Raw genomic sequence first — 13,126 nt, forward strand, 5'->3', positions numbered from 1 at the left:
TTGGCCTGGAGCAGCTGGTAGCTGAACTCGGCGCCGCCCTGATCGCGGTGATCGCCGTCGGCTGGCTCCTCGGCCGGACCGGCACGCTGGGCCCCGACGCCGGCCCGGTGCTGTCGCGGCTGTCCTACTTCGTGGCGACGCCCGCGCTGCTGCTGCTCACGCTCGCCCGGGCCGACCCGGCGGCACTGCTGTCCGCCCCGCTCGTGGCGACCGGGGGCAGCGCCCTGCTCAGCGCCCTGCTGTACGTGGCGCTGGCCCGGTGGCGGTGGCGGAGTCCGGCTGCCGAGCTGACCGTCGGCGCCCTCGCCTCCTCCTACGTCAACGCCGGCAACCTGGGCATCCCCATCTCCGTCTACGTCCTCGGCGACGCGTCGTTCGTGGCCCCGGTGCTGCTGTTCCAGGTGATGGTGATGGCCCCGGTCGGGCTGGCGGTGCTGGCCGGCTCCCGCCCGGCGGGCGAGGCCGTGCCCGGATGGCGGCTGCTCACCCAGCCGCTCCGGACGCCGGTCGTGCTGGGCTGCGGCCTCGGTGTGCTGATCGCGGCCGTCGGCGTGGAGCTGCCCGCGCCGGTGCTGAAGCCAGTGGAGCTCATCGCCGCGCTGGCCGTCCCCGCCGCGTTGCTGGCGTACGGCATGAGCCTGCACGGCGCACCCCGCCCCGCGGCCGGCGGCAGCGCCCCCCGGGTGTGGCTGGCGGTGGCGCTCAAGGCGGTCGCCCAGCCGGCCCTGGCCTACGCGCTCGGTCGGTGGGCCGCCGGCCTCTCCGGCGTGGCGCTGCTGGCGGTGACGGTCACCTCGGCCCTGCCGACCGCGCAGAATGTCTTCGTCTACGCCTCGTCCTACGACCGGGGCACCCTGCTGGCGCGGGACGTCGTGCTGCTCACCACCGTGCTCTCCGTGCCCGTGCTGGTCGGGATCGCCATGCTGCTCGGGTGACCGGCGATGCCCGGACGGTATCCCGCCATGTCGGGCCGGACTTGGACAGGCATCGCCCCGGGCTCCTAGCGTGGAGGCCGTGAGCGGGTCGGACAGCGGGTCGGGCGCCGTCCTCGTCGACGGCGGGAGGGCGTGGTGACGGCGGACCTCGTCGACCGGCTGCGGCAGGTGGTCGGCAGCGCCGCGGTGCTCACCGACCCGGGCGACATGGCCGGCTACCTCACCGACTGGCGCGGCGCGTACCGGGGACGGGCCGCGGCCGTGGTGCGGCCGGGCAGCACCGACGAGGTGGCCGCGGTCGTCGCGCGCTGCGCCGAGGCGGGCGTCGGGGTGGTGCCGCAGGGCGGCAACACCGGACTCTGCGGCGGGGCGGTACCCGACGGTTCCGGCCGTCAGGTGGTGCTCTCCCTGACCCGGATGCGGCGCATCCGCGACCTCGACATGGCCAACCAGACCATCACCGTGGAGGCCGGCGCGGTCCTGCGGTCGGTCCAGGACGCCGCGGCGGCCGTCGGCCGGCTCTTCCCGCTGTCCCTGGGCGCCGAGGGCAGCTGCACGATCGGCGGCAACCTCGCGACCAACGCGGGCGGGACTGGGGTGCTCCGCTACGGGACGATGCGGGACCTGACCCTCGGGTTGGAGGTCGTGCTCCCGGACGGGCGGATCTGGCACGGGCTGCGCGGGCTGCGGAAGGACAACACCGGCTACGACCTCAAGCAGCTGTTCATCGGCGCGGAGGGCACCCTCGGTGTCATCACCGCCGCCGTCCTGAAGCTCTTCCCCGCGCTGCGGAGCCGGGCGACGGCGTGGGTGGCCCTGCCGGACCCGCCGGCGGCGGTCGACCTGATCGGTCTGCTGCGGGAGCTGGCCGGCGACCGGCTGACCGCCTTCGAGGTCATGTCCCGGCAGAGCGTGGCGTTCGTGCTGCGGCACGTCCCCGGGGCCCGCGACCCGTTCGGTGACCACCATCCCTGGTACGCCCTGGTCGAACTCGGCGACCCGGCGCCGGGCGCGGAGCTGGACGCGGTGATCGAGTCCGCGCTCGGCGAGGCGGTCGAGCGGGGCGTGGCCCGGGACGCCGTCGTCGCCGCCGGACCGGCGCAGGCGGCCGCCCTCCGGGCGCTGCGGGAGGGCATCTCGGAGGCCCAGAACCACGAGGGTCCGAGCCTCAAGCACGACGTCAGCCTGCCGGTCGGCCGCATCCCGGCGTTCGTGGCGCGCACCGACCGGGCCCTCGAGGCGGCCCTCCCGGGCATCCGGATCGTGACGTACGGCCACCTCGGGGACGGCAACCTGCACTACAACCTCAGCAAGCCGGCGGGCAGCGCCGACGAGGAGTTCCACGCCCGCGCCGACGCCCTCGCCCGCGTCATCTACGACTCGGTGGCGGCGGCGGACGGCAGCATCAGCGCCGAACACGGCCTCGGGCAGTCGAAGCGGGTGGTCATCGCCGACTACAAGGACGACCACGAACTGCACCTGATGCGGGCGCTCAAGCGGCTGTTCGACCCGCACGGCGTGCTGAACCCGGGGAAGGTGCTGCCCGAGGCGGCTCCGCTGTAAGGAGCGTCACGCCAGTCGATCCTTCCAGCTGGGAGCCGCTGGGAGTAGCGTCGGCAGGCGATGACCAACGTCTGGCACCTGACCGTGCGCCTGTACGTCGACCTCCGACGGCAGGCCAGCGGCATCTGTCCGGCGCAGCCGCTCTCCTGACGCTGCCCCGTTCACCCTCACCCAGACCTTGGACGCGTTCTCATGGCTTCCGCCCTGCGCAAGTTCCCCTTTTCCGTGCAGATCCTGCTCGGCCTCGTGCTCGGCGTGGCGCTCGGCTTCCTCGCCCGCGCCAACGACCTCGCCTGGCTGACCAGCACCCTCGACACCGTCGGCCACCTCTTCATCCAGCTGCTCAAGCTGGCCGTGCCGCCGCTGGTCTTCACCGCGATCGTGGTCAGCGTGGTCAGCCTGCGCGGCGTGGCCAACGCCGCCCGGCTGGCCGTCAAGACGCTGCTCTGGTTCGGCATCACCGCGCTGATCGCGGTGAGCATCGGCATCGGCCTCGGCCTGCTCACCGACCCCGGCAAGGGCGTCACCCTCGACCTGGCCGGCGCCGCCGCGCCGAAGAAGACCGGCTCCTGGACCGACTTCCTCACCGGCATCGTGCCGACCAACCCGGTCGGCGCGTTCGTCGAGGGCAACGTCCTGCAGATCGTCTTCCTCGCCCTGGTCGTCGGCGCCGCCGCGCTGCTGATCGGCGACGCCGCCGAGCCGTTCGTGACGCTCAACCGCTCGGTGCTCGCCATCGTGCAGAAGGCGCTCTGGTGGGTCATCCGGCTCGCCCCGATCGGCACCCTCGGCCTGATCGGCAACGCCGTCGCCTCGTACGGCTGGGACCTGCTGGCCCCGCTCGCCAAGTTCACCACCGCCGTCTACGTCGGCTGCGCGCTCGTGCTCTTCGTGGTCTACCCGGTGCTGCTGGTCGCCGCCGGCCGGCTCAACCCGCTGCGGTTCTTCGCCGGCGCCTGGCCCGCCATCGAGCTGGCCTTCGTCTCCCGCTCCTCGGTGGGCACCATGCCGGTGACCCAGCGCTCCGTCGAGCGGCTCGGCGTCCCCCGCGAGTACGCCTCCTTCGCGGTCCCGTTCGGCGCCACCACCAAGATGGACGGCTGCGCCGCCGTCTACCCGGCCCTCGCGGCGATCTTCGTGGCGCAGGTCTTCGGCGTGCACCTCGGCGTCACCGACTACCTGCTGATCGCCTTCGTCTCGGTGGTCGGCTCGGCGGCCACGGCCGGCCTGACCGGCGCGATCGTGATGCTCACCCTGACCCTGAGCACGCTGGGCCTGCCGCTGGCCGGCGCCGGCCTGCTGCTGGCGATCGACCCGATCCTGGACATGATGCGCACCGCCACCAACGTGGCCGGCCAGGCGCTCGTGCCGACCATCGTGGCAGCCCGGGAGGGCACCCTCGACCGGGCGGCGTACGACTCGGCCGGCAAGCGCGACCTGGTCGACGCCGACGCGCCGCGGCCGACCCGCTCCGACGAGGAGCTGGCGCCCGTCCCCGCCTGACCCGCACGTCCGGGTGCGTTTCCGGTCGCTCAGGCGGCAGGAGACGTACCCGGACCTCCGGCCCGCCGCCCCTCCCGGGAGGATCACCGCATGAGTGCCCTGTTCACCCCGCTCACCCTGCGCGGCGTCACCCTGCCCAACCGGGTCGCGCTGGCCCCGATGTGCCAGTACAGCGCCGGACCGGACGGCCTGCCCACCGACTGGCACCGGATCCACCTCGGCTCCCGCGCGGTCGGCGGCGCCGGCCTGATCCTCACCGAGGCCACCGCCGTGCTGCCCGAGGGGCGGATCAGCCCGCAGGACGTCGGGCTCTGGTCCGGCGCGCACGTCGACGCGTGGCGGCCGATCACCGCGTTCGTCGCCGCGCAGGGCGCGGTGCCGGCCGTCCAGCTGGCGCACGCCGGGTTCAAGGCCTCGACGTACCGGCCGTGGGCCGGGCACCGGGGCGGCGTGCCGGACGCCGAGGGCGGCTGGACCCCGGTCGGCCCCGGCGCCGACCCGTTCCTGCCCGACTACCGCCGGCCGACCGCGCTGGACGAGGCCGGGATCGCGGCGGTGGTCGAGGCGTTCGCCGCCGCCGCCGGCCGGGCCCTCGACGCCGGCTTCGCCGCCGTGGAGCTGCACGCCGCGCACGGCTACCTGCTGCACGAGTTCCTGTCCCCGCTGACCAACCACCGCAGCGACGGCTACGGCGGCGACCGGGCCGGCCGGATGCGGCTCACCCTGGAGGTGGCCCGCGCGGTCCGCGCCGTGGTCGGCGAGGCGGTGCCGGTGCTGACCCGGATCTCCGCCACCGACTGGGTGGACGGCGGCTGGAGCATCGAGGACAGCGTGGCGCTCGCCGCCGAGCTGGCCGGCGCCGGGGTGGACCTGATCGACACCTCCACCGGCGGCGTCTCGGCCGCGGCGAGCATCCCGGTGGGCCCCGGCTACCAGGTGCCCCTGGCCGCCCGGATCCGGCGCGACGCGGGCGTGCCCACCGGCGCGGTCGGCCTGCTCACCGAGCCGGAGCAGGCCGAGCAGATCGTCGCCGACGGTGCGGCGGACCTGGTGCTGCTCGGCCGGGAGCTGCTGCGCGACCCGTACTGGCCGCGCCGCGCCGCCGCCAAGCTCGGCGCCGAACCGCACTGGCCCGACCAGTACACCCGTGCCTTCTGACCCACCCCGGCGCGGCGCCGGCCTCAGCCCGCCAGGTGTGACCAGCGGGATTCGAGGTCGCGCCACGGCCCCTGGGCGGCCACCGTGCCATCGATCAACACCACCACGTGGTCCGCACGGACCAGCGCGGCCCGCTTGGCGGTCGACCCGACCACGGTCACGCCGTGCTCCCGTAGGGCGGCCCAGAGCGCCAGCTCGGTGGTGACGTCCAGCGCCGACGACACGTCGTCGGCGACCAGCAGTTCGGTACGCGGCGCCAGCGCCCGGGCCAGCGCCAACCGCTGGAGCTGCCCGCCGGAGAGCCGGGTGCCCTTGTGCCCGATGAGCAGCCCGAGGCCGCCGCCCGCCGCCGCCAGGTCGTGGTCGAGCTGGGCGGTGGTGACCGCGTCGGCGGCGTCCACCTGGTGCCCGAGCGCGATGTTGTCGGCCACCGTCCCGGAGAGCACCCGGGGCAGCTGCCCGACGTAGCCGACCTGGCCGGGGCGGAGGAACAGCTCCGGCTCGGTGACCGGCTCGCCGTTCCAGCGCAGCGCACCGGTGTGGTGGACGATCCCGGCGAGCGCCCGGAGCAACGACGACTTGCCGGAGCCGACCGGCCCGACGACCAGCACCAGTTGTCCCCGTTCCACGGTGAGGTCGACGTCCCGGACCGCCAGGGTGCCGTCGGTGTGCAGCGCGCCGAACCCGGCGAGCTCCAGTCGGCGCAGCGGGTGCCGCGGTGGCGGCTCCGGCGCGGGCGCGGTGCCGGCGGCCAGGTCCACCCCGGGCACCGCCGCCGAGTACACCCCCACCCCGCTCATCGCCACCGTCCGCCGGGTCCACACCCGGGCCGACGGGTAGTTGGAGACCAGCGAGGCGGTGGTCCAGGCGAACCACCGGGCCGCGCCCAGCGTGGAGACGGCCACCAGGGTGGCCCCGGCGGAGAGCCCACCGGCCAGGTAGAGCCCCCAGGCCCCGATCGGCAGCAGGCCGCTGACCAGGGAGGGCGTGGACCGCGACCACACCTGCATGGCGATCTCCCGGCGCTGCCGGTCGCTGCGCACGGTGTCCAGCGCCGCGAGATGCGCCAGCACCGGCCCGGTGGCGCCGGCGAGCTTCACCGTACGGGCGGCGGAGAGCGAGGAGACCAGAGCGGTGGCGAACGCGGCGCGGGCCTTGACCGTGCCCCGGGCGGTCCGTTCCAGCCGGGGCGCGAAAAGGGTCGCGGCCAGCCCGGAGACCACCATGGTGCCGAGGAAGAACAGCGCCGGTACGAAGCTGCCGGTCACCACGGTCATGGTGATCAGGATGGCCAGCGAGATGAACTGGTCCATCAGGTTGTCGGCCAGCTGCACCACCCGGTCCGTGTCGCCGCCCTGCGCCACCACCTCGGCCGGGGTGTGCCCGCTGACCCGGCGCGCCCCGGTCTGCCCGTGCACCAGGCGGGCGCTGATCCGCAGCATCTGCCGGATCCACCACTGCGGGAACCAGAGGTTGGTCAGGTACGGCAGCGGCAGCACCACGAGCAGTGCGGCGGCGATGCCGAGCGCCGGCAGCCACGGATCTCCCCCGCCGACCACCCCGGCCCACAGCCAGGGCAGCACGGAGCCGTCCAACCCGAGCAGGGTCATCACGACGAACAGCCCGACCGAGACCAGCCCGTACCGGGGGTCGTTGGTGCCCAGCCGCAGGATCTCCCGCAGCGTGCGCGCGGGCGGCGGGTCCGGCACCGGCGGCGGGTCGGTGCGCGCCACCGCGACCTGCCGGGGTACGTCCACCCGGTCGACCTCCGCCGCCGGTTCCCCGTCCCACGCCTCGGGCGGGCTGTCGAGCAGGTCGAGCCCGCCGCTCCGGGCGCCGGCACCGGCGTACGCGCCGGCGTGGCTGGTGGCGAGCAGTTCGGCGAAGCGGACCGACTCGCTCAGTGGCGCGGCCTCCAGCACCGCGCCGTCGGCCATCACCACCACGTCGTCGCAGCGGCGCACCGAGGAGAGCCGGTGCGCGATGACGATGCCGATCCGGTCGGTGAGCAGCCGCTCGGTGGCCTGGCGTACCCGGGTCTCGGTGACCGGGTCCAGCCGCGCGGTCGCCTCGTCGAGGATCACCACGCGCGGGTCCCGGACCAGGATCCGGGCGAACGCGACGAGCTGCTCCTGCCCGGCGGAGAGCACGTGCCCGCCCTCGCCCAGCCGGGTGTGCACCCCGTCGGGCAGCTCGGCGATCCAGCCGGCCAGCCCCAGCTCCTCCAGCGCCCGGGTGGCGTCGTCGAGCAGGGTGGGGTCGAACAGGGCGACGTTCTCGGCGAGCGTGCCGGCGAGGATCTCGGTGCGCTGGGGCACCACGGCGATCCACCGGCGCAGCGCCTCGAGGTCCAGGTCCACCAGGTCGGTGTCGCCGAGGAAGACCGTGCCGCGGGGTACGTCCACCGCCCGGGTGAGCACCTTGGCCAGCGTGGACTTGCCCGAGCCGGTCCGGCCGACCAGGGCGTACGACCGGCCCCGGCGGAAGGTGAGCCGCACGTCGCGCAGCGCCGGCCCGCGGTCGTCCTCGCCCATCGGGTAGCGGAAGGTGAGCCCGCGGACGGAGAGGTCACCGTCCACCGGGGTGACGCCGCCGGCCGGTTCCTGGCGGGAGCCGGCGAGCAGCTGCACCCGCGCCCACGCGCCGAACGCCTGCTGCAGGTGCGGCACCCAGCGGGCGATGTGCTCGACGGTCGCGCCGAAGGCGAGCACGAGCAGCCAGATGGCGGTGAGCCGGGCGGCGTCCACCCGGCCGGTGGACAGCGCCCAGGCCCCGGCCAGCACCACGCCGACGATGCCGAGCCGGACCCCGCCGGCGGCCAGCGCGGTGACCCGGGCGGAGAGCCGGAACACGGTGCCGCCCCGGCGGATCACCGCGGCCGCGCGCCGCGCGTAGAGGCGCAGCACGTACGGCCGGGCCAGGCTGGTCCGGACGTCGTCCTGGCCGTGCACCGCCTCCTCCATCACGGCGGCGAGGTCGGACCACGCCTCCTCCTCGGCCATCCGGGCCGGGGCGATCCGGGCGGTGGGCCGGCGCAGCAGCACGCCGAGCAGCGCGGTCAGCAGGATCATGCCGACGCCGGCCGGCCACCAGACGAACAGCGCGCTGACCGTGGCGAGCACGCAGACGGCGACCCCCTGGACGAGGCGTACGCCGGTGTTCCGCAGTTCGGAGCCGACCTGGTAGACGTCGTTGTCGATCCGGTCGAGCAGTTCCCCGACCGGGGTGGTCTCCAGGGTGGGCAGATCCTGCCCGAGCGCCACCCGGCACAGCCGGCGGCGTACGTCGGCCGACCAGTCGGCGGTCAGCCGGGCCATCAGCAGCCCGATCAGCAGGTCGGTGACCACGGCGGCGACCAGCGCGGCGGCCAGCAGCGCGAACCAGCCGGTGGACCGGTGCACGAGCACCGGGCCGGCCAGCGCGGAGGCGGCGGCCTGGCCGGCGGCGCCCACCACGATCAGGAGCCCCACCAGGGCCAGGCCCCGGGGTGCCGTGGCCCAGAGGTCTCGGAGCAGGCGCATAGGACAGTCCTCCGGACTCGGGTCGGTGGGGGCGGTGCTCCCAGCCTCGCCGCTCCGGGCGGGACAATTCAAACGATTTACGTCTGGGCGACCCGGCGGACGATGCCCAGCAGGGCGTCCTGTACGTCCTCGATCGGCCGGTCCGGCTGGAAGACCAGCCAGTCCACGGCGACCACCAGGCCGACGCCGAACAGCGCCGAGCTGGCCGTGCGCACGTCCAGGTCGGCGGGGAGGTCGCCGCTGGCCACGCCGGCCCGGACGGTCTCCGCGATCACCTCGATCGCCTCGCCGCGCAGCAGCCGCAGGGTCTGCTGCCACTCCCGGTTGGTCCGCCACATCTCGGAGAGCAGCAGCTGGGCGAAGGCCCGGTAGCGGCGGATGTACTCCAGCTCCGCGCGGACCAGCGCGGCGAGCGCCTCGCGGGGCGGCAGCCCGTCCACGGCGGCCCGGAAGTCGGCGGTGAGCAGGCCGATCCCGTGCCGCAGCAGCTCCTCGAAGAGGACCGTCTTGGACTCGAAGTTGTAGTAGACCGTGCCCTTCGCCACCCCGGCCCGGGCCGCGATGTCGTCCACCGTGGTCGCCGAGAAGCCCTGTTCCGCGATGAGTTCGACCGCCGCCACGAAGAGGCGCTGGCGGGTGTCCTTCCGCCGGCGGGACCGTCCGTCCGTCACCGGCCCATCCTCACATGGTCAGTTCGGGGTGCAGCTTGGCCGGGGTGAGCCGACGGGATCGGCGCGCCGCGCCGACGGTGAGCACCATGGCGCCGGCCCCGAAGGCGAGCAGCACCAGGGCGCCGGTGACCACCGGGGCGGCGGGACCGCCGTTGATGGTGTGCCGCAGGCCGGCCACCACGTACGTCATCGGCAGCCACGGGTGGATCGCCTGGAAGAAGCCGGGCGAGGTCTGCACCGGGTAGGTGCCGCCGGAGGAGGTGAGCTGGAGCATCAGCAGGGCCAGCGCGGCGAGCCGGCCGGCCGGGCCGAGCGCCACCCCGAGCAGCTGCATGATCGCGGTGAAGGCCAGCGAGGCGAGCGCGAGCAGCCCGAAGGTCGCCGCCGGGTGCGTCGGGTCGAGGCCGAGCGCCAGGGTGACCACGGTGAACAGGACCGTGACCTGGGCCAGCCCGATCGCGGCGGCGGGCAGCCAGCCGGCGAGCACGACCCGCCAGCCGGGCGCGTCGGACATCACGTGCCGCCGGTTGACCGGCCGCAGCAGCATGTACGTGATCATCGCGCCGACCCAGAGGGCGAGGGCCAGGAAGTACGGGGCGAAGCCGACGCCGTACGAGCCTGCCGGGTGCTGGGCGTCGCGGATCAGGCCGACCGGGTCGCCGAGGATGCCGGAGCGGCTCTCCGCGTCGTGGTACCCGGGCAGCTTGTCCGCCCCGGCGGCGAGCCCGTCGGCGAGGTCGCCCGCGCCGCCCTCCAGCTTGGTCAGGCCGCTGACCAGCCGGTCGCTGCCGGTGCCGAGCTGGGCCAGCCCGCCGTCGAGCTGCCGGGCGCCGGTGGCGAGCCGGTAGAGCCCGCCGCGGAGCTGGTCGGCGCCGTTCGCCGCGTCGCCGAGGCCGTCGCGGAGCTTGGCGCTGCCCTGGGCGAGGGTGCCCAGCCCGGTGGCGAGCTGGTCGACCTTGGCCCGGGCGGAGGCGACGTCGTCGGCCAGGTGCGGCGCGGCGGCGGCCACCTCGCGGGCGGTCTGCGCGACCTCGGTCATCTGCTTCTTCAGGGCGGCCAGGTCGGTCCGGTCCAGCGCGGCGGCCATCGCCCGGGCGGTGCTCGCCGCCTTGGCGGCGGCCTGCCGGGCGGCCACGACGTTCGGGTCGTCGGCCAGTTCGGGGTGGGTCTTGACCAGCGCGTCGAGGCGGTCGCTGACCTCCTCGGCCTGGCTGACCACCGCGTCGGCCTTCGCGGGCAGCGTGTCGATGCTGTCGGCCAGCGTCTGCGCGCCCTCGGCGACGAGGGTGGCGGCCCGCTGGATGTCGTCGGCGTTCCGGCGCAGCAGCGGCTCGTACCGGTCCGCGGCCGCGTCCACCTTGGCGGCGGCGGCCTTCGTCTCGGTGGCGGCCCGGTTGGCGCCGTCGGCGAGCTGCGCCGCGCCGGTGTAGAGCTGGTCGAGGCCACCGGCCAGCTGGTCGGCGCCCTGGGCGGACCGGTCGAGGCCGGCGGCGAGCTGTCCGGCGCCGCGCTCGGCGCTGTCCAGCCCGTCGGCGATCTTCCCGGCGCCCTGCTCGGAGGCGCCGAGCCCGTCGTGGAGCTGCCCGGCCCCGTCGGCGGCCCGGCCGGTCTCCGCCTTGGCGTCGGTGAAGCCGATCAGCATCTTGTCGAAGTACGAGGCGGCGGTGCTCTCCGCGGCGGCGGCCCGGATCTCGCTGAACGCGGAGCGGGCGAGCAGGCCGGAGAGGTAGTTGGTGGCATCGTCGTTGACCACCTTCAGCTCGCCCCGGCGGGCCGGCTGGTCCGGCTCGGGGCTGGCCGCCAGGGTGGCGGAGAAGTCGGCCGGGATGGAGAAGACCAGGTGGTAGTGGCCGTCGCGGAGCCCGTCGGTGGCGTCGGCCGGGTCGGTCACGGTCCAGCCGAAGACCTTGCGGTGGAGCAGCTCGTCGGTGAGGTCCCGGCCCGCGTGCACCTCGCTGCCGTCCGCGGCCCGCGCCGGCCGGTCCGCGTTGACCAGGGCGACCGGGATGCGGTCGAGGTTCCCGTACGGGTCCCAGAAGGCGTAGACCGGGAACTGCTTGAGCAGCTCGGGGTGCTGCTGGGCGGCGATGGCCACCTGGGCCTCGGTGAGCTCCCTGCCGCTGGCCGGGTCGACCATGCCAGGGATCGGCCGGGAGCCATTCAGCTCGTTGGTGAGGATCACCGACATCACCGCGGCGCCCACCGAGCCGCCGATCTGCTGGAGGATGTTGACCAGCGTGGAGCCGCGGGCCACCTCGGCGGCGTGCAGCGTCTTCAGCGCCGACGTCATGATCGGCATCATGGTCGCCCCCATGCCCAGGCCCATCACGAACAGCGCCCCGCAGAGCAGCCAGTACGAGGTGTGCGGGTCGATCTGGGTGAAGGCGAAGAAGCCGGCGGCGATGAGCACCAGCGCGAACGGCACGGTGCGGCCGACCGGCACCCGGTCGGCGAGCATCCCGGCGACCGGCATGGTGAGCATGGCGCCGAGGCCCTGCGGGGCCATCAGCAGGCCGGCGGTGAGCGTAGTCTCGCCGCGGATCTGCAGGAAGTAGCTCGGGAAGAGCAGGCCGGCGCCCATGAACGCGATGATGAAGACGAACAGGCTCGCCGAGGCGATGGTCAGGTTGCGGTTGCGGAACAGCCGCAGGTCGAGCAGCGGGTGCTTCGGCTTGAACGAGTAGAGCACGAACCCGATCACGAGCACGGCGCCGATCAGCATCGGCAGCCACACCGAGTTGTCGCTGATGGTGCCGGCCTCGGGCAGTGAGGAGACGCCGTAGAGGAACAGGGCCAGGCCGGGCGAGAGCATCACCATGCCGAGGAAGTCGAACGACTCCGACGGCTCGGGGGCGTCCTTCGGCAGCGCCAGCCAGGCGTAGCCGAGCGCGATCAGGCCGATCGGCAGGTTGATCAGGAAGATCCAGTGCCAGCTGGCGGTGTCGATCAGCCAGCCGCCGAGGATCGGGCCGCCGATCGGGCCGAGCAGCATCGGGATGCCGAGGACGGCCATCAGCCGGCCGATCCGGTGCGGGCCGGCCGCCCGGGTCATGATGGTCATGCCCAGCGGCATGAGCATGCCGCCGCCGAGGCCCTGGAGCACCCGGTAGCCGATCAGCTCGGTGATGCTGTCGGCGGTGGCGCAGAGGCCGGAGCCGATGGTGAACAGTGCCAGGGCGGTCATGTAGAGGCGCTTGGTGCCGAACCGGTCGGCGGCCCAGCCGCTGAGCGGGATCACCGTGGCCAGCGCGAGGGTGTAGCCGGTCATCGTCCACGCCACCCGGGCGTACGACGCGTCGAACTCGTTCTGGAAGGTCGGCAGCGCCACGCTGACGACCGTGACGTCGAGGATCGACATGATCGCGCCGAGCACGACCACTCCCGCCACCTTGAGCACCGCGGCGTCGAGCTTGTTCGACGTCGCGACGGGTTGATGGGTCACCATCTGTCTCCTGATTCCGGTTCCGGTAGGGGGTGGCGGCACCGCGTCCGATCGGGGGCAGGCGCGGCGAGGGGCGTGCGCACGCAGACTAACCAGCACCTCCGACGCCCGGCTTCCCGTTTCCGCGAGCTCGTGGCGCGAAGCACGCCTCAGTCCGTCGCCCGATATTCGTGGGGGCTGATCCCGTGGACGCGCTTGAACGCGGCGCTGAGCGCGAACGGGCCGCCGTACCCGACCCGGCGGGCCACCGCGGTGAGGGTCAGTCCGGTGTCCCGCAGCAGGTCGGCGGCGAGGGCGAGCCGCCAGCCGGGCACGATCGCCACCGGCGGCGGG

8 protein-coding genes and 1 pseudogene are annotated in these 13,126 nt (G+C 74.5%); 4 read left to right on the forward strand and 5 right to left on the reverse strand.

Going from position 1 to position 13,126, the window contains the following annotated elements; all coding sequences use genetic code 11:
* The 4 genes from ACWEVO_RS13695 to ACWEVO_RS13710 all read left to right on the forward strand — a co-directional run.
* Nucleotides 1-935 (forward strand): AEC family transporter (locus ACWEVO_RS13695; RefSeq protein ID WP_452307864.1); only part of this gene is annotated, 935 nt, incomplete at its 5' end.
* 135 nt (nt 936-1,070) lie between these two features.
* On the forward strand, nt 1,071-2,498 hold the full coding sequence (locus ACWEVO_RS13700; protein ID WP_452307865.1) for an FAD-binding oxidoreductase: 1,428 nt from the start codon (nt 1,071-1,073) through the stop codon (nt 2,496-2,498).
* A 204-nt stretch (nt 2,499-2,702) separates the two neighbouring features.
* A complete protein-coding gene (locus tag ACWEVO_RS13705) occupies nt 2,703-4,001 on the forward strand; it encodes a dicarboxylate/amino acid:cation symporter (protein WP_452307870.1) in 1,299 nt (432 codons plus the stop codon).
* Between the two features lie 90 nt (nt 4,002-4,091).
* Nucleotides 4,092-5,159, forward strand: coding sequence for an NADH:flavin oxidoreductase/NADH oxidase (locus ACWEVO_RS13710; RefSeq protein WP_452307866.1), 1,068 nt, complete (start codon nt 4,092-4,094; stop codon nt 5,157-5,159).
* 23 nt (nt 5,160-5,182) lie between these two features.
* On the opposite strand, the gene ACWEVO_RS13715 is transcribed toward ACWEVO_RS13710, so the two are convergent.
* From ACWEVO_RS13715 to ACWEVO_RS13735, 5 genes and pseudogenes are all read right to left on the reverse strand, one after another.
* Nucleotides 5,183-8,680, reverse strand: coding sequence for an ATP-binding cassette domain-containing protein (locus tag ACWEVO_RS13715; protein WP_452307867.1), 3,498 nt, complete (start codon nt 8,678-8,680; stop codon nt 5,183-5,185).
* A 77-nt stretch (nt 8,681-8,757) separates the two neighbouring features.
* Nucleotides 8,758-9,351: a TetR/AcrR family transcriptional regulator gene (locus ACWEVO_RS13720; RefSeq protein ID WP_452307868.1), complete on the reverse strand. Its 594-nt coding sequence runs from the start codon at nt 9,349-9,351 to the stop codon at nt 8,758-8,760.
* 10 nt (nt 9,352-9,361) lie between these two features.
* A complete protein-coding gene (locus tag ACWEVO_RS13725; protein ID WP_452307871.1) occupies nt 9,362-10,993 on the reverse strand; it encodes a YhgE/Pip family protein in 1,632 nt (543 codons plus the stop codon).
* A 6-nt stretch (nt 10,994-10,999) separates the two neighbouring features.
* Nucleotides 11,000-12,796: pseudogene (locus ACWEVO_RS13730) on the reverse strand (DHA2 family efflux MFS transporter permease subunit); the annotation flags it as partial.
* Nucleotides 12,797-12,942: 146 nt separating this feature from the next.
* Nucleotides 12,943-13,126: helix-turn-helix domain-containing protein (locus ACWEVO_RS13735; RefSeq protein WP_452307869.1), on the reverse strand; the 184-nt coding region annotated here is incomplete at its 5' end.

This window comes from Micromonospora sp. NPDC003776 (assembly GCF_053605645.1).